Source organism: Nocardia sp. CA-084685, assembly GCF_050955785.1.
GTDB lineage: Bacteria > Actinomycetota > Actinomycetes > Mycobacteriales > Mycobacteriaceae > Nocardia.
Genome location: NZ_CP192094.1, coordinates 5896445 through 5918780 on the forward strand (window position 1 = coordinate 5896445; position 22336 = coordinate 5918780).

Below are 22336 nucleotides of genomic sequence, written 5' to 3' on the forward strand. Positions count from 1 at the left end.
GTCCTACCGGATCTGTGTCAGGGTGCCTGTCGATCATCCCGCACCGGTTCCGGTATCGGGCGCAGACACACAACGTAGGTGGCTTATTCCTCCCGCAATGCGGCCAAAACGGCCTTAGCGGTCGCCACACCGATGCCGGGCACCTCGGTTATCTGCTCGACGGTGGCTTCCTTCAGTTTGGCAACCGACCCGAAATGGGTGACGAGCGCGGTCCGGCGGGACTCACCGAGGCCGCGCACCGAGTCCAATGCGGATGCGGTCATCCTGCGGGAGCGTTTGCTGCGATGGAAGGTGATGGCGAAGCGGTGCGCCTCGTCGCGCACCCGCTGCAGAAGATATAGCGACTCGCTATTGCGCGGCATGATCACCGGGTCGCTCTCCCCCGGCACCCACACCTCCTCCAGCCGTTTGGCCAGCCCGATCACCGCGACATCGGTGATGCCGAGTTCGTCGAGGACCTCAGCGGCGGCAGCCACCTGAGGTGCGCCCCCGTCGACCACATAGAGATTGGGCGGGTAGGCGAATTTCCGCGGACGGCCGGTGCGTGGGTCGATGCCGGGGCGTGACGTGAGTTCGAGCTCGTCGTCGGCGTGTCCGTTCTGCGGACCGGATGCCAGCTCCTCGGCGGCCAGTTCATCGCGTTCACGGCGCAGGCGATAGAACCGCCGCCTGGTGACCTCCGCGATGCTGCCGACATCGTCGGAGCGGCCTTCGCCCGCGGCCTCCTTGATCGCGTAGTGGCGATACTCGGACTTGCGCGGCAGTCCGTCCTCGAACACCACAAGCGAAGCAACCACATCGGTGCCCTGCACGTGGCTGATATCCACACACTCGATTCGTAGCGGGGCGCTGTCCAACTCGAGTGCGTCTTGAATATCTTGCAGTGCAGCGGATCTCGAGGTCAGATCGCCGGCGCGCTTGAGTTTGTGCTGGGCCAGCGCCTCCATCGCATTGCGCTGCACGGTTTCGGCGAGCGCCTTCTTGTCACCGCGCTGCGGCACCCGCAGCCGCACCGCAGAGCCGCGCAGTCCGCTCAGCCATTCCTGTACCTGTTCGGCGTCGGCGGGCAGTTCCGGTACCAGCACCTCCCGTGGCACCGCGGTGGCCGGTTGTTCGTCCTCGCCCTGTTCGGCCATTGCGGCCTGCTCACCGTAGAACTGGGTGAGGAACTGCTCGACCAGTGCGGCGACCTCGCCACCGGCCTCATGGCCGTCGATGGCGTCGCCGGATTTGTCGACCACCCAGCCGCGCTGACCGCGCACCCGCCCGTCGCGGACGTGGAAGATCTGGACCGCCACCTCCAATTCATCGATAGCGAAGGCGACCACATCGGCATCGGTACCGGTGCCGAGGACGACGGCCTGCTTCTCCAGCGCCCGCCGCAGCGCTTGGACGTCATCACGCAACCGTGCCGCTGTTTCGAAGTCCAGGCCCTCGGCGGCGGCGTGCATCCGGCGCTCCAACTCGCGGACCATGCGATCGGTGCGCCCGGCCAGGAAGTCGCAGAAGTCCTCGACGATCCGGCGATGCTCGTCGGCATCCACGCGGCCGATGCACGGGGCCGAGCATTTGTCGATATAGCCGAGCAGACACGGTCGCCCGATCTGGTTGTGCCGCTTGAAAACTCCGTTGGAACAGGTGCGCGCGGGAAAGACCCGCAGCAGCAGATCGAGGGTCTCCCGAATGGCCCAGGCATGTGCGTACGGGCCGAAGTAGCGCACGCCCTTCTTGCGCGCGCCGCGATAGACGAACAGCCGCGGATACTCCTCGTTCAAGGTGACCGCCAGTACCGGGTACGACTTGTCGTCCCGATACCGCACGTTGAATCGCGGATCGAACTCCTTGATCCAGTTGTATTCCAACTGAAGGGCTTCCACTTCGGTGGAGACCACGGTCCATTCGACGCTGGCCGCTGTGGTGACCATCTGTTTGGTCCGCGGATGCAGCGAAGCCACATCGGCGAAGTACGAATTCAACCTGCTGCGCAGGCTCTTCGCCTTGCCGACATAGATCACACGCCCGTACGCGTCCCGGAATTTGTAGACACCGGGTTCAACGGGAATCGTGCCCGGCTTCGGCCGGTAGGTCGCGGGATCTGCCACGGATCCAAGCCTATCGACCGGCCCCGACACATCCGCACGGGCGGCTCAGCCGAAGCGGCGAGCACCGGCGACGCTCGCCTGGCACGCGCCTGCTCGGCCGTGGACAGGGGCGCGCGACGGCGCATCAGGACGAATTCGAGGTCGCCGAGAACTGGAAGCCGCGGGTCGGCGAGGACGCGCAGGCCGTCCGGGATCACCGGGCGGGCGTTTGCCGACGACGAGGTCGAGTTGGCCGGTTTCCATGCGGACCTATCGCGCTCAATGTGCGGAGTCGCAGTGCCGGCGCGTGAAGTTCCTCGCCGAACTCCGGAGCGATGCGTTCATGCTCAACATCCTGGCCAGCATCGGGGCGGCGGCCGCGGTGTTGCCCGCGCGGGGTATGGCGGGCGACGCGTTCGACTGGATCACCAAAGTCGCGATCGGTGTGCTTTTCCTGTTGTACGGCGCTCGACTCGAGCTCCGTTCAACCCGCCCGATCCGAAGCGTTCACCACTGCGCGCCGGTGACCCGGAGGTCGAACCACGCCTTGGCCTCCGGTCGCCACAGCTGGTAGACGATCGTCGCCGAAGCACCCAACACGAAGAGGACGACGACCAACCTTGCCAGGTCCGGGACAGCCTCGACATGAATCCGCAGCACCGCGATGGACTGCAGCACGGCCGATACGACCGCGACACGGCGCACCCGCGGCCCACGACCGATAACGAGTACCGCGAGACCGAGCAGCCAGCTGCAGCCGAATTGCAGGGCCGCGGATCTTGCCGCCGCATCCCCTGCGATCAGACCCATGACGACCGGATAGGCGAGGCCGAAGCTCGCGAGGCCCAATGCGGCCTCTCTGGCCTGGCGGACCGATTCGGGCAGGCCGACGGGACGCGCTGTCCGCACGGCCGACGATTCGAAATATGCCTCGGCTTCATCCATGGCCACTCCCCGTCGAGCTGACGCACCACGATGTGGTGGGCGTCACAGCAAGCTAATTCAGTTCGGGGGCATCGGCGTTCAGGACCGGCAGAGTGTGTCACAGGTCACATAATGGACGCTAGGCCAGTTCATGCCGCCGCAAGACCTCGAGCAGACCTTCGGCGCGCTCATCCGTCGGCAACGGATCAACCAGCGCGAAACGGCAGCCCGCCGCGACCGCGCCGCCATCGGCCACGGCACTGTCGCCAACCATGAGCGCGGATTCGGGACGCACGCCGAGTTTTTCCACCGCGGTCAGGAAAATCCGTGGATCCGGCTTCACCGCACCGACTTCGAACGACAGCGTGCGGGCGGCGACGAGCCGATCCCAATCATTGGCGGCGAATGCCGGGCGGATATCGAAGGCGATATTGCTCACTACCGCGACCGGGATACCCTGTGCCGCTAGGGTTTTCAGAACCACACCGGTATCCGGGTACGGCGTCCACACCAGCGGATCGAGCATCCAGTCGTAGAGCCGCTCGACCAGCGCCGGTGTCGGCAGTCCGGCTTGGCGCAGCACCTCGCGATAGGCCGTGCGGTGCATTGCCGGATCCAGATCCCGCCGCTCCCAGGCCAGCTGGCCCTCGGCGTCGAAGACCGCGCCGTCACCGATCGGCCTCGTCATGCGATCCAAGATCGCGTCCTGCTGCGACCGGTTCAGGGGTTTGCCATCGGCCCCGACCAGATCGGCCCAGGTTTCATCGGGTTCCAGCCGGAAGAGCGTGCCGGAGAAGTCGAACAACACTGCCTCGATCGCCACCGTGCCAGGTTACCGACGGCCGGCTTCGAGCGGCGGCCCCATCGCTCGTGCCCGCGGAAACCGCATTCGAGTGGCTGCTCAATGCGGTTGCCAGCTAACCGTTTTCGCTGAACTCACCAGTGCTGGGCACCGGATTTCCCACGACGCTCGATGATCGGCGATACAGTGCCGTCCATGAGTGGCACGCGAGGAACCTGGGTCAGCGCCGCGGCGGCGCTCACGCTCATCGTCGGCGTTGTCAGCGGATGTTCATCCGATGACACTCCGGCGAATGCGGCGTGTAGTGCGACGCCGAACGGGACCCCGGTGGTCGCGACCTCAGCGGGTGCGGCCCCCGGGGCGACCAAGGATCTGAGCACCAATCCCGAGATCACGACCGGCTATCGGTCCGATATGACGGCGGTGCGCACCAAGACCTATGCGGTGTCGACGGCCAACCCACTCTCTACCAAGGCCGCTTGTGAGGTGCTCAGCAATGGCGGCACTGCCGCGGATGCGCTCATCGCGGCGCAGACGGTACTCGGGTTGGTCGAGCCGCAGGCCTCCGGCATCGGCGGTGGCTCGTTCCTGCTCTATTACGATGCGGCCAGCAAGAGCGTAGAGGCGTACGACGGTCGGGAGATCGCCCCGGCGGCGGCGACCGAGAATTATCTGCGTTGGATCAGCGATACCGATCGGACCGAGCCGAAGCCGAGTGCCCGTGCGAGCGGACGCTCGATCGGCGTGCCCGGTGCCCTGCGCATGCTGGAGTTGGCGCATCGCGACCATGGCAAGACCGCATGGCGGGACCTGTTCGATCCGGCCATCGGACTGGCCGATCGCGGCTTCCCGATCAGTCCGCGGCTGGCGGGGCAGATCGCGGAATCCGCTAAGGATCTCGCTGTGGACGAGTCCGCGAAGGCCTACTTCCTCAATCCGGACGGCACCCCGAAACGGGCCGACACCGTACTGACCAACCCGGCAATGTCCAAGACCTTGAACGCCATTGCCACCGATGGCGCCAATGCCTTCTATACCGGCGCGATCGCCCATGACATCGTGGACGCGGCCGGGTCCACGGCGGGAGGACGCACCCCGAGCCTGATCACCGCCAATGATCTCGCCGGATATCAGGCCAAGAAGCGGACCGCGCTCTGCACGACCTACCGCATGCACGAGATCTGCGGCATGCCCAGCCCGTCCTCGGGCGGCATCACCGTCGCGGCCACCCTCGGTATCTTGGAGAACTTCGACCTGTCCGCGCTGAAGCCGAACAATATCGACCGCAACGGCGGCAAACCAACGGCCGAAGCGGTGCATCTGATATCGGAGGCCGAGCGGCTCGCCTACGCCGATCGGAACAAGTACGTCGCTGATACCGATTTCATTTCGCTGCCGGGCAATTCGCCGCAGACGCTGCTCAACAAGGACTATCTGAAGCAGCGCGCCGGTCTCATCGATCCCGGCCACAGCATGGGCACCGCGCAGCCCGGCGATTTCGGACCGGTTCCACTCGGTATCGGGCCGCAGCCGCCCGAGCACGGCACCAGCCATATCTCGGTGGTCGATAAATACGGCAACGCCGCCTCAATGACCACAACGGTGGAATCGGCCTTCGGATCATTCCATCTAGTCGACGGATTCGTGCTGAACAACCAGCTCACCGATTTTTCCGCCGACCCGCTCGGCACCGATGGCGCCCCCGTCGCCAATCGGGTGCAGCCGGGTAAGCGGCCGCGCAGCTCGATGAGCCCGACTCTGGTCTTCGACCACAATGCCGATGGCTCCCGCGGCGATCTGACTCAGGTCGCGGGCTCTCCCGGCGGTTCGGTGATCATCCAGTTCGTCGTGAAAGCCCTGATCGGCGTCCTGGATTGGGGCCTGGACCCACAGCAGTCGGTCTCCGCGGTCGCGTTCGGCGCCGGAAATAGTCCGGCAACCGGCGTTGGCGGCGAACACCCCGCCATCAACGCCACCGATAACGGCGACCACGACCCATTGGTCCTACGCCTACGCCAACTCGGCCACCAGGTCTCGGTCGCCCCGCAATCCAGCGGCCTCAGTGCATTGCAACGTGACGGCAGCGACGGGTGGATCGGTGGCGCGGACCCCCGACGCGAAGGCGCCGTCCTGGGCGACACCCGCTGACGTGCGGCTGCTCTATCCGATCAGGGGCATCGGATAGAGCACCGGGCCGTCATCGAGCGCCAGGTCGCCTTGCCGTTCGAATCCGCACGCTCATAGAACGGCACATTCGATAGTTCGGTCGCCACCAGGAAACACGGGTCCGTGGCACCGGATAGATGGATCTCGATAAACGCCGGCACGATACCCATGCACTGTGCGTCGAGCCGGGTTCCGATGGCCGCAGATGCGGAGTTCGGGCCGAACACCATCGATCCGCTTGACGGCCGGTAACGCCTGTCGCAGCCGATACGCCGATTAGTCCTGTGCGGCAGTGTATTTCGCGCCAAGCGCGCGCAGCTTGTCCAGGGACTCGACGGCGCGTTGCCTGTCGTTGGATCGGATTGCCATGAGCGGGACGTAGTCGTCGTCGACGAGTTCGAGGCGGGCCCAGGACTTTCGGTCCGGGAAGGAGACGCCGCGGATGTACTCCCAGGGAAATTCGGTATCACCCAGGATATTCCGTACCGAGATGCCGCGCTTGCCGACACGGACGCGCGGGCGGGTCAGCAGGAGCACTGCCGCCGCACCGAGTACGCCGATGCCGAACATCGCGAACTGATCCGCGAGCCGGAAGTTCACGCCCGTCGAACCGTGGCGCAAGAGGATGCCGCCCGCGGTGAAACCGGCGACGAGCAGCACCGCCACGGTCCACGCGGTGCGCACCGCGCGATACGGACGCACCTCGAGCTCCCACTCGCCGGATTCCGATTGGCCGGGCGAGGCGGGACCTCTGCGCCAGATACGGACGACCGGCATGATTACGCGGACTGCCGCAGGGCGCGCAGGGTGAGCGCGGCGTCGAGCGCCGCCGCGGCGGCCTGTTCGCCCTTGTTCTCGGCGGAACCAGGCAGTCCGGCCCGATCCAGCGCCTGCTCTTCGTTATTGGTGGTGAGCACACCGTTCGCGACAGGCGTGCCCGCGTCGAGCGACACCCGGGTCAGACCGGCGGTCACCGCATCGCAGACGTATTCGAAATGCGGTGTGCCACCGCGGATCACCACGCCGAGCGCGACTACCGCGTCATGTGAGTTGGCCAATTCCTGAGCGACCACAGGCAGTTCCATCGCCCCCGCACAGCGCACCACGGTGATGTGCTCGACTCCCGCGTCCTTGGCCACCTTCTCCGCATTCGCGACCAACGTGTCGCAGATCTGGGTGTGCCAACGCGAGGCGACGATGCCGAGCTTCAGATCCTTCGCATCCGATAGCTCGAAGCTGGGTACGCCAGTGCCACTCATCGGTATCCTCTCCAGGCTGCGGCGATGTGAGAAATCACTGTGCGGTCTCGCCGAGATCGAGTTCGTCGAGTCCGATCAGGTCGTGGCCCATCCGGTCCCGCTTGGTGCGCAGGTACCGCAGATTTTCGGCGTTGGCGCGCAACGGCATCGGCACCCGCTCGGTGATCTTCAGCCCGTAGCCATCCAGTCCAACGCGCTTGGCCGGATTATTGGTGAGCAGGCGCATGGACCGAATCCCGAGATCCACCAGGATCTGCGCACCGGTGCCGTAGTCGCGGGCGTCGGCGGGCAGGCCGAGCTCCAGATTCGCATCGACGGTGTCGTGACCCGAATCCTGCAGTTGGTAGGCCTGCAGCTTGTGCATCAGACCAATGCCGCGCCCCTCGTGTCCGCGCATGTAGAGCACCACACCACGACCCTCCTGGGCCACCATCTCCAGTGCCGCGTCCAACTGCGGACCGCAATCGCAGCGCAGCGAACCGAAGACGTCCCCGGTGAGGCATTCCGAATGCACCCGCACCAGCACATCGTCGCCGTCATCGATATCGCCGCGCACCAGCGCGACATGTTCGACATCGTCGTAGATGCTCTGATAGCCGACGGCCTTGAATTCGCCGTGCGCCGTGGGGATCCTGGCCTCGGCGACCCGAATGACCTGCTTCTCGTGCTTGCGCCGCCAGGCGATCATCTCCGCGATGGAGATCAGCGCCAGGTTGTGCTCATCGGCGAAGACGCGCAGTTCCTCGGTGCGGGCCATATGGCCCTCATCCTTCTGGCTCACGATCTCGCAGATGACACCGGCGGGCTGCAATCCGGCCATTCGCGCCAGATCGACCGCGGCCTCGGTGTGGCCGGGGCGACGCAGCACGCCGCCCTCCTTGGCGCGCAACGGAACCACGTGACCGGGACGGGTCAGATCGTCGGCCTTCGCATTCGGGTCCGCGAGTAGTCGCATGGTAGTGGCACGGTCGGCGCCGGAGATACCGGTGGTGATGCCCTCCCTGGCATCGACCGACACGGTGTAGGCGGTGCCGTGCTTGTCCTGGTTCTGCGCGTACATCGGCGGCAGGCCGAGCCGATCGCAATCCTCGCCTGTGAGCGGCACACAGATATAACCCGAGGTGTAGCGAATCATGAAGGCGACCAGCTCGGGCGTCGCCTTTTCCGCCGCGAAGATGAGGTCGCCCTCGTTCTCACGGTCCTCGTCGTCGACGACGACGACCGCCTTACCGGCAGCGATATCGGCGACTGCGCGCTCGATGGTGTCGAACCTGGTCACGTCTGTTGTGCTCCATCTCGAAATAGGTGCCCCATTACAGTAGTCGACGGGTTGAGGCGAACCCCGACCGCTCGCTCGGCCACCACGGAGCGAGATGCTCCTATAGATGTCAAGTGTTTGTGTTCGGGGGTGGTGTGGTGGTTTTCGGGGTTTTGAGGACGTGGTAGATCTCGCGTGTTACGAGTCGTTTGAGGCAGCGCATGATGTCTTTTTTGGACAGGCCTTGTTGGGTGCGGCGTTCGGTGTAGGCGCGGGTTCGTGGGTCCCAGCGCATGCGGACGACGACGATGCGGTGGATCGCGGAGTTGGCTTGCCGGTCGCCTCCTCGGTTGAGGCGGTGGCGATCGATGCGTCCGGAAGAGGCGGGCAGTGGTGCGGTCCCGACCAGCATCGCGAACGCGCTTTCGGAGCGTATCCGGTCGGGGTTGTCTCCTGCGGTGACCAGCAGTTGGCCGGCGATGTCGGGGCCGACACCGAGTAGTTGCAGTAGTGGTGAGTTGATTTGGGCGACAATGGGTTTGATTGTGGCGTCGAGTTGGGTGATTTCCTCGCTCAGCGCGCTGTGACGGCGTGCGAGGTGTCGGAGTGTGATCTTGACAGCGTGGGCGGGGTCACCGGCCTTGCGTATGTCCGGACGTGCGGTGAGGCAGGTTTTGATCAATTCGCTGTCGGTCAGCGGCGCCAGTCGCGTGCGCAGCTGCGCGGGCGCGGTGATGATCAACGACTTGATCTGTCGTTGGGTATCCGACCGCTGCGCGACGGCGCTGCGGCGTGCGACGCGCAGGTTACGCAGTGCCTCCACCAGGCCGTCGCGTTGTTTGGGTGTGCCGGTGCGCTCACCGGCCAACGCGGCGCGGGCCGCGGCCAGGGCATCGATCGGATCGGATTTGCCCTGCATGCGGCGGGTTTTGCGGTCGGGCCGGTCGATCTCGACGATCGCCACCTTCTTGATCGCCAGGTAACGAGCCACACCGGCGCCGTAGGCGCCGGTGCCCTCGATACCGACCAGCACCAGCGTGCCCAGTGTCTGTAACCACGACAGCAACTGTGCGTATCCGGCGGGGGTGGCGGGGAACTGGCCCGAACCCAGCGTCCGGCCGGCAGCATCGATCGCAGCCGCGGTATGAGTGTCTTTGTGGGTGTCGATGCCGGCGGTGACTTCGATCACCGCGTGTGTCATGGTGGGAATGTGCCTGCCCTTTTCTCTCGACCGGGGTTGAGGACGGCACACACCAGCCGGGCGGGCGGACAAGACAGTAATGGGTGACTGGTGCGAACAGGCTCCTATGAAGTCACGAACACCACGTCCGGTGAGTACCTGAGTGCCCGTGGTGGTCGACCGACAGATCTCGCTGAAGGCCCGAAGCCAGTCTTACGGTGAGTCAGGACGGCCACCACGGGAACTCAGCAATCATTACTGTCTTACCAGCGACCGTTCGCGGTCCGTCTCGGGTTCGAGTGGACCGAGCCCATGCGCCGCAGGCGCGGCAAATCAGACGGAGCGCTGTTGGAGGCGTTCGACGTATTTGGCGATGACATCGACTTCCAGGTTCACCGTGGTGCCGACGGTGGCGGCGCCCAGATTCGTCATGGACAGGGTGGTCGGGATCAGCGAGACCTCGAACCAGTCCCGATTGCCGTCGGCGGCCGGTGCGTCGGCGATGCCGAGGCCCGAGACGGTCAGCGAAGTACCGTCAACGGTGATCGAACCCTTCTCCACTACATACCGGGCGATCGCGTCGGGCAGCGAGATGCGCACGACCTCCCAGTTCTCCGACGGTGTGCGCGCGAGCACAGTCCCGGTACCGTCGACGTGGCCCTGCACCAAATGGCCTCCGAGCCTGCTGTTCAGCGCGGCCGCACGCTCGAGATTCACCCGCGAACCCGTGCCGAGTCCGCCGATGCTGGAGCGATTCAGTGTCTCCTGCATCACGTCGACGGTGAACGAATCACCGTCGACCACATCGACAACGGTCAGGCAGACGCCGTTGACGGCGATCGAATCACCGTGTCCAGCATCGGAAGTGACCAGCTTGCCCCGGATCGTCAGCCGAGCGGCATCGGCCAGCTCTTCGGTGGCAACGATCTCGCCGAGTTCCTCGACGATGCCTGTGAACATGCCTTGACTCCCTGTCGCGTGGTTTCTACGGTTGCCGAACAACCGGGATCCGGCGACTATTCCCGCCGGTACGCCGGTCCTCCTCAGCCTAACGACGCGGAGTCGTAGACGGCACGGCGGTTCCAGCCAACGGTCGGTGGATATACCGAGGTTCGGCAAGTAGCCGGGAAAGCGGACCGCAGGGCCGCGTGGCTCACATCGAACCAGCGGCAATTATTTTTCGACGCGAAATATTACGCATCCGTGCGGAAATATCGCCGTTTCCCCGGCGACAATGATTATTAGTTCCCCATTTTCACAACCACGCGAACGGAATTCATCCGGCACACTTGACGTCGAACAGGTCTTAATACCCAACGGAGACACGATTACACCAAAACCTTGCGCAGCGCCGAAAATGGTCGCAAGATTGTTATGCAGCTGATTCCTACCGTTCAACTTCGACCCCAGCAATGCAGTCCGGAACGGTTCCACCCGGTCCGCCGCGGTCCGGTGAGTTCGATCCAGGGACATTCACCACTCGAGGAAGCCAGAGACAGCCGTGGGTCAAAACAGGTTCGACACTTATCGGGGTGCTGCGTGACCACCCTTGTCGATTCGACGCTGGAAGTTCGCTGCGCGCAGTACCGGCGCGAATTTCATATGCCGGCATCAATCGACCCGACGTCCCGCCGCATCCTGCTCCATATCGGCGTCCATTACGGCGCGATCACGATGCCCGCCGAACTGGGCGAACAGGTGCAGCAGCAGCTCATCCAGGCACAGATCGCCGCACCAGTGGTGCACCACCCGCGAGCCGAGCGCTGGACCTTCATTACCGGTCCGACCCGTGCCGATACCCTCAGCGCGGCCGTCTCCGCGCAGCTGTTCCGGCTGTACGCGACCGTTGCCTGCACCGGGAGTCAGGTTGTGCTGCCCTCACCGGCCGACGAGCGCACCGGCTATCGCACCTGGATCCAGCCGCCGGAGAACGCGAAGACCCTGCCACCGCTGAGCGCGGTGATCGAGGCGACGCGCGCCATCGGCGGCCGGAAAGCGCCCGCCCGCTAGCAGTTTCGCGAGCTAGGAACTGCGCAGCGCCGCGGCCTGCTGCCGCAACTTTTCGACGGTCGCACCCGGATCGGCGGTGTTGTAGACCGCGGATCCGGCGACGAAACAATCGATGCCAGCCTCCGCGGCGGCCTCGATCGTGTCGGCATTGATGCCACCGTCGATTTCCACGATCAAACGCAGTTCGCCCGCGTCCACCAGTCGGCGCACGATGCGCGACTTTTCCAGCACGTCCGCAATGAACGATTGCCCGCCGAAGCCCGGCTCCACGCTCATCACCAGCAATGTGTCGAAGTGCCGCAGAATTTCCAGATACGGCTCGATCGGTGTATTCGGCTTCACCGAAAGACCCGCCTTGGCGCCGGCCGCGCGAATATCGCGCGCGACCGCGATCGGATCGTCGGTCGCCTCCGCATGGAAGGTGACGTTGTACGCACCAGCCTCCGCGTAGGGCGGAGCCCAGCGGGCCGGATCGTCGATCATCAGATGGCAGTCGAGCGGAATGTCGGTGGCTTTCAACAGACTTTCGACCACCGGAAGTCCGAGGGTGAGATTCGGCACGAAGTGCGCGTCCATCACATCGACATGCAACCAATCGGCGCCATGCACTGCTTTCGCCTCATCCGCGAGGCGGGCGAAGTCGGCGGCGAGGATGGAAGGGGCGATCATCGGCGTGGTCGGGCGCGTAAACGTCGAAGAGGACACATCGCGGGAGCTTACCGGTACCTAGGGTTGCTCCGGCCGGGAGTGGGTAGCCTGCATAGGGTGATCAACATTTCGGCGGAACAGGGGCTCTACAGCACCCCGGTGGAGATTCGGGTGGCTGCGTCGGTGACGCAGCTGCCGATCGTGCGCGGGCTCGCCGAAACACTGGTGCTGCTCAGCGATTTCACCCTCGACGAGGTGGCCGATATTCGGTTGGCCGTGGATGAGGTGTGCTCGACGCTGATCGCGGTCGCGGCACCGGCGACCAGCCTGCACTGCCGGTTCACCGTGGGTGATACCGAATTGCTCGTCAAGGTGACCGGCCTCGCCGGGAAGGAGGGGCTGCCGGATCAGCGCAGCTTCGGCTGGCATGTACTGCGCACGCTCACCGATGAAGTACACGCGACACAGGACCCATTCGACTCGGCCGCATCCGGATATCCGACGACGGTGGAGTTCCGTCGGGTCCGGGGGAAAGCGTAGTGGCGGACGAGAACATCGTGTCCGACGCCGAGCAGGACGACACCGAACCCGTGCTGACCGAAGAGGCCGCGGAGGAAGTCGAAACCCTCCAGGCGTCCGGCGCGGGGTACGACGATGTCGGCGCGCTGTTCGAGCAGCTCGCCGCAAGTACACCGGGCACCGCGCGGCATACCGCACTGCGTGCCGAGCTGATCGGCCGGTGCATTCCGCTCGCGGATCACATCGCACGCAAATTCAGTGGTCGCGGTGAGCCGTTCGACGATCTGACGCAAGTGGCGCGGGTCGGTTTGGTGCACGCGGTGGACCGCTTCGATATTTCGCGCGGCTCCAACTTCCTATCGTTCGCGGTGCCGACGATCATGGGTGAGGTGCGTCGCTATTTCCGCGACAACACCTGGGCCATGCGGGTGCCGAGACGGGTGAAGGAGACCCATCTGCGCATCGGCGCGGCCATCGACGCGCTCTCGCAGACCCTCGGCCGCTCCCCTACCGCGAAAGAGATTGCGGCCGAACTCGATGTGGATCCCGACGAGGTGACGCAGGCTGTCATCGCCGGCAATGCCTACCAGCCGAGTTCCATCGATGCCGCCTCACTCGGGCGCGATACCGAGGCATCGCTACTGGACACCCTCGGCGAAGAGGAATCCCAATTCGACCGGGTGGAGGAGTATGTGGCGATCCGTCCGCTGCTCGCCGGACTCCCGGAACGCGAACGCCGCATACTCACCATGCGGTTCTTCGAATCGATGACGCAGACCCAGATCGCTCAGCGCATGGGTATTTCGCAGATGCACGTCTCGCGCATTCTCGCGAAAACCCTTGCTCGCCTGCGCGAACAGTCCGCCCGCGACTGAGCCGCGTCAGCGTGCCTGCCGTTTGCGACGTTTCGCGGGCACCGACAACCACCAGGCGGCGTCGAGCAGCTCGCGGAGTTGATCGGGCTCGATCCGGTCGAGGTCGATGAGGATGTCGGGGTTTCCGTCGTAGTGGGGTGGCGTAGAAGGCCGGGCCACCGGAAGCGACCGTGGCCTCCTTCTCCGCCATCTCGCACCTTCCGCCCGCGACCTGTCACCGTCGCACGGCCGACGGTCGCGGCGGACGCGCGATCTGAGGTCTGGTGCTACGCGAGAGGCTTGCGTAAGGCCGCGAGGAACATGGCGTCGGTGCCGTGGCGGTGCGGCCACAGTTGCGCGCCGGGGCCGTCGCCGACATCGGTGACGCCGGGGAGGAGGTCGCGGGTGTCGAGTTGGATGGCGTCGGTGCGGCGGGCCGCGTCGGCCACCACCGCGACGGTCTCCAGCAGGTGCGGGGAGCAGGTCGAGTAGAGGATCACGCCGCCGGGGCGAAGGAGATCCCATGCGGCGGCAAGGAGTTCGCGTTGCAGCACGACCAGTTCGGCGACATCGGCCGGGGTCCGCCGCCAGCGCGCCTCCGGGCGGCGACGCAGTGCGCCGAGGCCGGTGCACGGGGCGTCGACGAGGATGCGATCGTAGCCGGGGGTCAGGCCGCTCTCGCGACCGTCGGCGACATGTACGTCGACGGGTAGGTCATGCACGATCTTGCGGACGAGTTCGGCGCGGTGTTCGGCCGGTTCCACCGCGTCGACGCGATGGCCGTCGATGGCGGCGATCGCACCCAGCAGGGCCGCTTTGCCGCCGGGCCCGGCGCACAGGTCGAGCCAGCGGCCGTTGTCCTGACCCTCCAGTTCCGCGCGGGTCAGTGCGAGCGCGACAAGCTGACTGCCCTCGTCCTGAACTGCCGCCATCCCTTCGCGGACGGGTTCCAGCTTGCCGGGATCGCCGCCACCGTCGAGGTAGACCGCGTACGGCGACCATTTGCCCTCTTCGCCACCCGTCACCAGTGCCAGCTCCTCGGCGGTGATATCGCCAGGACGAGCCACCAGATGCACGATCGGACGAGCATCGTCGGCGGCCAGCACATCCCGCAGTTCGCCGGCCCGAGCGCCGAGTGCATCCGCGAACGCCTGCGCGATCCACACCGGATGCGCGAACTCGAAAGCCAACCGCCCCACCGGATCTCGCGGCGCGAGTTCATCCACCCACGCGTCGACGGACTTCTCCCCCGCCCGCCGCAGCACGGCATTCACGAAACCCGCCTTGCCCGCACCGAATTCCGTGCGCGCCAAGGCCACCGAGGTATCCACTGCCGCATGCGCCCCGATCCGGGTGCGCAGCAACTGATATGCCCCGAGTCGCAGCACATCCAGCAGCGGCCCATCGATCTCGTCAACCGGCCGCCCAGCGCCCGCCGCGATCACCGCATCGAGCAACCCGAGCGAACGGCAGGCCCCGTATGTCAGTTCGGTCGCCAGCGCCGCATCCCGCCCCGAAATCCGCCGCTCGCGCAGCAGTCCTGGCAGCACCAGATTCGCGTAAGCCTCCCGCTCCCGCACCGCCCGCAACACATCCCGCGCCACCAGCCGCACCGGATCGCCATGGGTTACTGAATCCTTTTGCCGCCCACGGCCTTTCGGTGCATTTGCGGTCCGATCCGAAGTACCGCCAGCCCTGCCGCCTGCGGTCGAAGCCGAACTCCCGGCACGATTCGACCGTCGCTCATCACCGCCCATAGACCGCTTACCCGGCCGCCCTTGGTGTCCTCCCGCGGAACCGGACTTCGCCGAATCCGACCGATTACCCCGTCGCTGCCCGCCGGATGCCACACCGCTGCCCTGCGAACGCGCACTCTGGTCTGGCGAGGCCGCCGAGTTCCCGGGCTTCGCCAGATCCCTTTGTCCGGCAGCGGTACCTTCCCGATCGACCCGCGCGGTGCTGCCCTGCCATCCACCGCGCACCGAGCCTTTGCGCTGCGCCGAAGTCGAGTCTCTGCGCTGGGACGAACCGTCCCCCGATGATGCGGATTTTCGCTGTTCGGTCATATTCCGCCGCTCTGCTCTGGTCCGCGGCCCATCGCCACGGCTCTGGTCGGTGCGCGACGGTCGGGCTTCGTCGTCGCGCGGCGTAGTCTGCGAAGTCTTGCGTTGTGCACCACTTTTCGATGACGACGCGCGGGCGAGCCAACCGCCGTCGACGGATTTCTCGGCGGACTTGCGATTCGTGGTCATTCGACCACCGCGCCGGGCTGCAGGCGTGCGCCGCGGGCCCAGTCGAGAGCGGACATCATGCGTTTGCCCTGTGGCTGGACCTGATCGAGGCGGACCGCGGTAGTCGCGGTGCCGACGAAGACGCCGGATTTGCGGACCTCGATCGTCCGTTCTGGCAGGACTTCCTCGACCATCTCGACCGGACCGACCTTCAAGCGGGTGCCGTTGACCTCGGTCCAGGCACCGGGTGCGGGAGTGACCGAGCGAATGCGGCGGTTGATCGCCAGCGCGGGCTGATCCCAGCGGATATGTCCGGCCTCGACCGGTACCTTGGGCGCATAGGAAACACCGTCCTGGGCTTGGGGAACCGCTTGCAGCGTCCCGTCTTCCACGCCGTCGAGCGTCTTCTCGAGCAGTACCGCCCCGCTGTTCGCGAGCCGGTCGAGCAACGCGCCCGCAGTATCGGTCACCGCGATCTTTTCGGTCACGACACCGAAGACCGGCCCGGTGTCCAAGCCGGCCTCGATCCGGAACGTGGACGCGCCGGTGATCTCGTCGCCCGCGTCGATGGCTGCCTGCACCGGCGCCGCGCCACGCCACGCGGGCAGCAGCGAGAAGTGCAGATTGATCCAACCGAAGCGCGGAATATCGAGGACCTGCTGCGGCAGTAGCGCACCGTAAGCCACCACCGGACAACAGTCGGGCGCCAATTCGGTGAGCTGCTCGATGAATTCGGGCTCGGCGGGGCGCCGTGGCGTCAGCACCGGAATGCCGTGCTCATCGGCGAGCCGCCCGACCGGCGACCGTTGCACCTTGCGCCCGCGCCCGGCGATCGCATCGGGCCTGGTCAGCACGGCGAGCACCTCGTGCCGCTCGGAATCGATGAAACGCTGCAGCGGCGGGACGGCCGGTTCCGGTGTGCCCGCGAAGACGATGCGCATCAGCGACCCCGTCCGAACGGTCCGGCCTCGGTCGAGCCGAGTGCACGCGAACTCCGCACGGTGATACCCGCGCTGAACCAATCGGATTCGCGAATGGTGCGCATGGCCTCCTTGCGCTGGGCGGGATCGAGCCGATCGATGAACAGCACACCGTCCAAATGATCGGTCTCGTGCTGCACGCACCTGGCCAGCAGGCCCTCGGCCGCGAATTCCACCGGCTTACCGTTCACGTCGACACCGGCGGCCCGTACCCGCAGGGCGCGACGCGTGTCATAGCGCAGCCCGGGAATCGACAGGCAGCCCTCGGGCCCGACCTGCTCCTCCGCTCCGACCACCTCGTAGGTCGGATTGATCAAATGTCCGCTGGCGTCCTCGGTGTCGTAGACGAAAACCCGCAGACCGACGCCGATCTGCGGAGCGGCCATCCCGACCCCGCCGTCATCGTGCATGGTCTCGGTCAGATCGGTGACCAACTGCCGCAGCTCACGATCGAATTCGGTGACCTCCGCCGCACGTGATCGCAGGATGGGATCGCCGAAGAGGCGAACGGGCTGAATGGTCACGGTGGCGGCTCCCCAAAACGATGAATACGGTCGACTCATTCTAGAGAGCGACACCGTTCACACCGATCTCCCCGACTGAACGGGAAAAAGCTGGTAGAACTCCAGTGCGGTCCGGGCGGGGTGTTCAGCCCTCCGCCCGGCCGCCCGAAGGCGACCGCATATTTCCGTGCGAAGCAGCAGAGGTAGTCAGCGCTCATCCAGAGAAGGCAACACCGTTTCACTGAAAATCAGCAGCACCGCGGCAGCGACCGGAATGGCTAGCAGAGCACCGACGATCCCGAGCAAAGCACCGCCGAGCAGAACCGACACGACGGTCACGATCGCCGGCACCTGCACGGTTCTCCCGATGATTCTGGGCACCAGTACGTAGTCCTCGAACAACCGCAGGACGATGAAGAAGATGATGGTTGCCACCGTGACGGGCAGAGATACGGTGAGCGCGACCATGGCGACGATGATTCCGGCCAGGGTGGAGCCCACCACCGGGATCAAATCAAGGACGGCAACCAGGACGGCCAATAAGAGCGGATAGGGCACGTCGAAGATCAGCAGCCAGACGAAGGTCAACACCGCGGTTATCAGCGAAATGAACAGATTGCCGAGGATGTAGCCGCCGACCTTCACGAAGATCTCGTCGCCGATCAGGATCGCCCGAGGTCGGCGCGAGCGCGGAAACAGCCGGTAGATCGAAGTTCGAACCTGTGCGAAATTAGCCATGAAGTAGCCGGTGAGCACCGTGACGACCACCGTGCCGCTGACGATGCTGAATACGAGACGGCCCGCGCCGAGGATGCCACCGGCCAGCTTCGAGGGATCGGATCCGAGTCCTTGCTGGACGCGGTCCTGGAGATGGAAGCGAGTGTTGAGCGTATCGATCAGTGGATATCGTTGCGCGAGATGGTCGACGTAGTCCGGAGCATTGTGGACCAGCGCGCTGCCCTGGGTGATCAGTGGCGGTATCGCGGCCGCGAGAAACCCGGCCAGCAATCCCATCGCGACCAGGAACACGGCGGTCACGGCAGCCCATCGTGGAAACCACGGCCGAACCAACCACGACACGACCGGCTCCAACCCTATTGCCAGGAACAACGCGATGGTGATCAAGACCAGAACTTGACTCACTGCGATAAGTGCTTGGATCGCGCCGTAGGTCACCGCCACTCCGGCGGCGCCCGCCATGCCGACCATGAACGGCGATCGCGGATCGAATCGTCGCCCTGGCTTGCCAAGCGGGTTCTGCGCCGTACTGGCCCGCGCCGCCGCCGCTTCCGCGGTAACGATCGGTCCGCCTTCGTCGGTGGTGTGGGGTTGCGCGACCAAGTCCCGGTGGCCCCGCTCCGTCCCGCGAGGGGTGTGGTGCTCCTCGGGTTCTGCGGTGTCGTCATTCCGCATCGGAACCGCCCTCTTGCTCGACCTGTGCCATGTCGACGTACCCGTAGGCCGATCATGGAAACAGCACCGACGGCCGGTGCCTGTCAAGGTTATTTCCGGCGTGTTTCGAGCGCGGCTGAACGTCGACCACATCGCCGAACCGACGTAGCGTCGATGGGGTGATTGTTCCTGAGCACCTGCCGACCACGGTCGGCGAGTTGCGCGCTGGCGGCCATCTGCCGCGCAGCGTGAAGTCCGAGATTCGCGAGAACCTGTTGTCCCGGTTGGGTTCCGGCGACGATCCGTGGCCGGGCATCGTCGGCTTCGATCGAACCGTCCTGCCGCAGCTGGAACGTGCGCTGCTGGCCGGCCACGATGTCGTCCTGCTCGGTGAGCGCGGCCAAGGCAAGACCCGGCTGCTGCGCACCATGATCGGCCTGCTCGACGAGTGGACCCCGGTCATCGCGGGTACCGAACTGGGCGAGCATCCGCTCGCGCCGATCAGCCCGGCCGGTCGCCGACTGGCCGAGGAATTGGGCGATGACCTGCCGGTCACCTGGCGGCATCGCGCCGAGCGCTATGCGGAGAAACTCGCCACGCCGGATACCTCCGTCGGTGACCTCATCGGCGATGTCGACCCGGTCAAGGTGGCCGAGGGGCGCAGCCTGGGGGACCCCGAGACCATCCACTTCGGACTCGTGCCGCGCGCCCACCGCGGCATTGTCGCTATCAACGAACTGCCCGATCTCGCCGAACGCATTCAGGTCGCGCTGCTCAATGTGATGGAGGAGCGCGATATCCAGGTCCGCGGTTACACGCTGCGACTACCGCTGGACGTGCTGCTCGTCGCCACCGCCAACCCCGAGGACTACACCAACCGCGGCCGTATCATCACCCCGCTGAAGGACCGGTTCGGCGCGGAGATCCGCACCCACTATCCGCTGAGCGTGTCGGCCGAGGTGGCGCTGGTCCGGCAGGAGGCCGAACTAGTCGCCGAGGTCGGCGACCCGCTGATAGAGGTACTCGCCCGGTTCGTACGGCATCTGCGCGAATCGTCCGCGATCGACCAGCGCTCCGGTGTGTCCGCTCGATTCGCGGTCGCCGCCGCGGAAACGGTGGCCGCTGCCGCACTGCGCAGGTCGGCGCTGACCGGCGAACACCCCGCCGTCGCACGGCCTGTCGACCTGGAATCCGTACCCGCGGTATTGCGCGGCAAACTGGAATTCGAGTCCGGTGAGGAAGGACGCGAGCAGGAGCACCTCACACACCTGATGCGGCGTTCATTCGCCGAGGCCGGGAGTGCACTGCTGGGTGGGCTGAATCTGCGGCCGTTGGCGGAGGCGGTCGGCGACGGTCATCTGGTCACCACCGGCGAACGCGTACCGGGCAAGGATGTGCTGTCCGCGTTGCCGGAACTGCCGGTCCTGCACGAGGTCGCGCGTCGGCTCGGGGTCGGCGCGGACGAACCGCCTGCTCGGATTGCATCGGCGGTCGAATTCGCGCTGGAAGCCCTCTACTTGGCTCGCCAGATCGCCAAGGATTCCGACGACGGCGTCGCGGTGTACGGCTCGTGACCGCCCCGGACCGTTACGCCTACGGGCCGTATCACGATGGGCCCGATCCGCTCGCGCCCCCGCTGGATCTGCGCGAAGCGCTGGACCAGATCGGGCGCGACGTGATGGAGGGCAGTTCGCCCCGCACCGCATTGGAGGAGCTGCTGCGCCGCGGTATGCGGGAAATGCGGGGGCTCGATGAGCTCACCCGGCAGGTGTGGCAGCGCCGCGCGGAGATCAGTCGACGACACCGGCTCGACGGCACCCTGCAACAGGTCCGTGAACTGCTCGAGCAGGCTCTGAAAGCGGAACGCCGCGAATTGTTCCCGGATCCCTCCGACGACGCCAGATTCGCCGAAGCACAGCTGGACGCATTGCCGCCGAGCACCGCGGCCGCGGTCAACGAGCTGGCCGAATACCAGTGGCGATCCGAAACCGGCAGGGCGAACTACCAGAAGATCCGTGACCTGCTCGGTCAGGAACTGCTCGAATCCCGGTTCCAGGGCATGAAACAGGCGCTGGAGAACACCACACCCGAGGACGTCGAGCGCGTCGGACGGATGCTGTCCGATCTGAACGACCTGCTCGCCGCGCATGCACGCGGCGAGGACACCGAACAGCAATTCGCCGAATTCATGGCCGAACACGGCGAATTCTTCCCAGAGAATCCGCGCAATATCGATGAGCTGATCGATGCGCTCGCCGCCAGGTCCGCCGCCGCACAGCGCATGCTGAACTCGATGTCGGCCGAGCAGCAAGCCGAACTGGCCGAACTGATCGGGCAGGCATTCGGCGATCCGCGCATTGCCCAGCAGGTCACCGCCCTCGACGCCGCCCTCCGGGAACTGCGGCCTGGCGAGGACTGGGACTCCGGCCAACGGTTTCGCGGCAACGACCCGTTGGGCCTCGGTGCGGGCACCCAAGCGCTGCAGGATCTCGCCGAACTGGATGCGCTCGCCGAGCAGCTCAGCCAGTCGTATCCGGGTGCCAGTCTCGAGGATATCGATCTGGACGCCCTGGCCCGCCAACTCGGCGACGATGCCAGTGTGGATGCCGCGCGACTGGCCGAACTGGAACGCGAACTGCGCAGACAGGGCGTATTCGAACGGGCACCGGACGGGTCATTGCGGTTGACGCCCAAGGCTTTACGACGGCTCGGCGAGACCGCGCTGCGCGATGTCATCGGGCAGTTGCGGTCTCGGCGCGGCGAGCGGGACACCCGGTTGGCCGGTGCGGCGGGCGAGCCGACGGGCGCTACCCGGGCCTGGCAGTTCGGCGATACCGAACCGTGGGACGTACCGAAGACCGTGCGCAATGCGGTATTGCGTTCGATGTCGGTGGGCAGTCGCAGCGTCGGGCTCGATGTATCCGATGTCGAGATCATGGAAACCGAGCAGCGCTCGCGGGCTGCGGTCGCACTCTGCGTCGACACCTCGTGGTCGATGGTGCAGGAAGGCCGGTGGCTGCCGATGAAGCGCACCGCCCTCGCGGTGCATCAGTTGATCAGTACCCGATTCCGCTCCGACGCACTGAGTCTGATCACCTTCGGTCGGCACGCCACCACCGTCGATATCGGCGAACTGACCGCGCTGGAAGGCGTTTGGGAACAAGGCACCAACCTGCACCACGCACTGCTGCTGGCCGCACGCCATCTGCGCAGACATCCGGACGCGGTGCCCGTCGTGCTCGTGGTGACCGACGGGGAGCCGACCGCGCACCTGGAGCCGAACGGCGCGGCCTACTTCAACTGGCCGACCGCACCGCGCACGCTGGCCGTGACGATGGCCCAGGTCGATGCCCTGGCCAAACTCGGCGCATCGGTTACCGTCTTCATGCTCGGCGAGGACCCGAGCCTGGCCGCATTCGTCGATGTGGTCGCACGGCGCAGCGGCGGGCGGGTGGTGGCGCCGGATCTGGACGGACTCGGTGCCGCAGTGGTCAGCGACTACCTGCACGGCAGGCGCCGTTGATCCGCT

General features: G+C 65.8%; 20 protein-coding genes. 6 read left to right on the forward strand and 14 right to left on the reverse strand.

Annotation, left to right across the window (positions count from 1 at the left end):
* Window positions 1-83 precede the first annotated feature (83 nt).
* The 3 genes from uvrC to ACQP2U_RS26220 form a co-directional block, all read right to left on the reverse strand.
* On the reverse strand, window positions 84-2102 hold the full coding sequence (gene uvrC, locus ACQP2U_RS26210) for an excinuclease ABC subunit UvrC (protein WP_433709915.1): 2019 nt from the start codon (window positions 2100-2102) through the stop codon (window positions 84-86).
* A gap of 486 nt (window positions 2103-2588) precedes the next feature.
* Window positions 2589-3026 (reverse strand): hypothetical protein, encoded by a 438-nt coding sequence (locus tag ACQP2U_RS26215; protein WP_433709916.1) that lies wholly within the window; start codon window positions 3024-3026, stop codon window positions 2589-2591.
* A 118-nt stretch (window positions 3027-3144) separates the two neighbouring features.
* Window positions 3145-3828, reverse strand: coding sequence for an HAD family hydrolase (locus ACQP2U_RS26220; RefSeq protein WP_433709917.1), 684 nt, complete (start codon window positions 3826-3828; stop codon window positions 3145-3147).
* A gap of 174 nt (window positions 3829-4002) precedes the next feature.
* Between ACQP2U_RS26220 and ACQP2U_RS26225 the strand changes: the two genes are divergently transcribed.
* The gene (locus tag ACQP2U_RS26225; RefSeq protein ID WP_433709918.1) at window positions 4003-5955 is read left to right on the forward strand and encodes a gamma-glutamyltransferase family protein; all 1953 of its coding nucleotides are present in this window, start codon (window positions 4003-4005) and stop codon (window positions 5953-5955) included.
* 294 nt (window positions 5956-6249) lie between these two features.
* Here ACQP2U_RS26225 and ACQP2U_RS26230 read toward each other — a convergent pair whose 3' ends face one another.
* From ACQP2U_RS26230 to ACQP2U_RS26250, 5 genes are all read right to left on the reverse strand, one after another.
* Window positions 6250-6750: a PH domain-containing protein gene (locus tag ACQP2U_RS26230; RefSeq protein WP_433709919.1), complete on the reverse strand. Its 501-nt coding sequence runs from the start codon at window positions 6748-6750 to the stop codon at window positions 6250-6252.
* Window positions 6751-6752: 2 nt separating this feature from the next.
* A complete protein-coding gene (ribH, locus tag ACQP2U_RS26235; protein WP_397028806.1) occupies window positions 6753-7232 on the reverse strand; it encodes a 6,7-dimethyl-8-ribityllumazine synthase in 480 nt (159 codons plus the stop codon).
* 34 nt (window positions 7233-7266) lie between these two features.
* Window positions 7267-8511 (reverse strand): bifunctional 3,4-dihydroxy-2-butanone-4-phosphate synthase/GTP cyclohydrolase II, encoded by a 1245-nt coding sequence (locus ACQP2U_RS26240; protein ID WP_040692104.1) that lies wholly within the window; start codon window positions 8509-8511, stop codon window positions 7267-7269.
* A 109-nt stretch (window positions 8512-8620) separates the two neighbouring features.
* Window positions 8621-9691: an IS110 family transposase gene (locus tag ACQP2U_RS26245; protein ID WP_433709920.1), complete on the reverse strand. Its 1071-nt coding sequence runs from the start codon at window positions 9689-9691 to the stop codon at window positions 8621-8623.
* A 312-nt stretch (window positions 9692-10003) separates the two neighbouring features.
* Complete coding sequence (locus ACQP2U_RS26250; protein ID WP_433709921.1) at window positions 10004-10630, reverse strand: riboflavin synthase; 627 nt, start codon at window positions 10628-10630, stop codon at window positions 10004-10006.
* Window positions 10631-11209: 579 nt separating this feature from the next.
* On the opposite strand from ACQP2U_RS26250, the gene ACQP2U_RS26255 reads away from it, so the two are divergent.
* Window positions 11210-11680, forward strand: a complete 471-nt coding sequence (locus ACQP2U_RS26255) for a hypothetical protein (protein ID WP_433709922.1) — start codon at window positions 11210-11212, stop codon at window positions 11678-11680.
* 12 nt (window positions 11681-11692) lie between these two features.
* Here ACQP2U_RS26255 and rpe read toward each other — a convergent pair whose 3' ends face one another.
* A complete protein-coding gene (gene rpe / locus ACQP2U_RS26260) occupies window positions 11693-12349 on the reverse strand; it encodes a ribulose-phosphate 3-epimerase (protein ID WP_397030180.1) in 657 nt (218 codons plus the stop codon).
* Between the two features lie 96 nt (window positions 12350-12445).
* On the opposite strand from rpe, the gene ACQP2U_RS26265 reads away from it, so the two are divergent.
* Window positions 12446-12868 (forward strand): ATP-binding protein, encoded by a 423-nt coding sequence (locus ACQP2U_RS26265; protein ID WP_397028800.1) that lies wholly within the window; start codon window positions 12446-12448, stop codon window positions 12866-12868.
* Window positions 12868-13722 (forward strand): RNA polymerase sigma factor SigF, encoded by an 855-nt coding sequence (locus tag ACQP2U_RS26270; RefSeq protein ID WP_433709923.1) that lies wholly within the window; start codon window positions 12868-12870, stop codon window positions 13720-13722. The genes ACQP2U_RS26265 and ACQP2U_RS26270 overlap by 1 nt, the downstream gene beginning before the upstream one ends.
* A 6-nt stretch (window positions 13723-13728) precedes the next feature.
* Here the strand turns inward: ACQP2U_RS26270 and ACQP2U_RS26275 are convergent, their stop codons facing one another.
* The 5 genes from ACQP2U_RS26275 to ACQP2U_RS26295 all read right to left on the reverse strand — a co-directional run bounded on the left by ACQP2U_RS26275 (window position 13729) and on the right by ACQP2U_RS26295 (window position 18828).
* A complete protein-coding gene (locus ACQP2U_RS26275) occupies window positions 13729-13881 on the reverse strand; it encodes a hypothetical protein (protein WP_433709924.1) in 153 nt (50 codons plus the stop codon).
* Between the two features lie 107 nt (window positions 13882-13988).
* Window positions 13989-15458 (reverse strand): RsmB/NOP family class I SAM-dependent RNA methyltransferase, encoded by a 1470-nt coding sequence (locus tag ACQP2U_RS26280; protein WP_433716588.1) that lies wholly within the window; start codon window positions 15456-15458, stop codon window positions 13989-13991.
* Between the two features lie 491 nt (window positions 15459-15949).
* Window positions 15950-16873, reverse strand: a complete 924-nt coding sequence (gene fmt, locus ACQP2U_RS26285) for a methionyl-tRNA formyltransferase (protein WP_433709925.1) — start codon at window positions 16871-16873, stop codon at window positions 15950-15952.
* Complete coding sequence (def, locus tag ACQP2U_RS26290) at window positions 16873-17436, reverse strand: peptide deformylase (protein ID WP_397028794.1); 564 nt, start codon at window positions 17434-17436, stop codon at window positions 16873-16875. Before def ends, fmt begins: the two co-directional genes overlap by 1 nt.
* Before the next feature lie 186 nt (window positions 17437-17622).
* Window positions 17623-18828, reverse strand: coding sequence for an AI-2E family transporter (locus ACQP2U_RS26295; protein ID WP_433709926.1), 1206 nt, complete (start codon window positions 18826-18828; stop codon window positions 17623-17625).
* Window positions 18829-18986: 158 nt separating this feature from the next.
* On the opposite strand from ACQP2U_RS26295, the gene ACQP2U_RS26300 reads away from it, so the two are divergent.
* Both ACQP2U_RS26300 and ACQP2U_RS26305 read left to right on the forward strand, forming a co-directional pair.
* On the forward strand, window positions 18987-20381 hold the full coding sequence (locus ACQP2U_RS26300; protein WP_433709927.1) for an ATP-binding protein: 1395 nt from the start codon (window positions 18987-18989) through the stop codon (window positions 20379-20381).
* Window positions 20378-22330 carry a VWA domain-containing protein gene (locus ACQP2U_RS26305; RefSeq protein ID WP_433709928.1) on the forward strand — a complete coding sequence of 651 codons (1953 nt, stop codon included), beginning with the start codon at window positions 20378-20380 and terminating at the stop codon, window positions 22328-22330. Before ACQP2U_RS26300 ends, ACQP2U_RS26305 begins: the two co-directional genes overlap by 4 nt.
* Window positions 22331-22336: the final 6 nt, after the last annotated feature.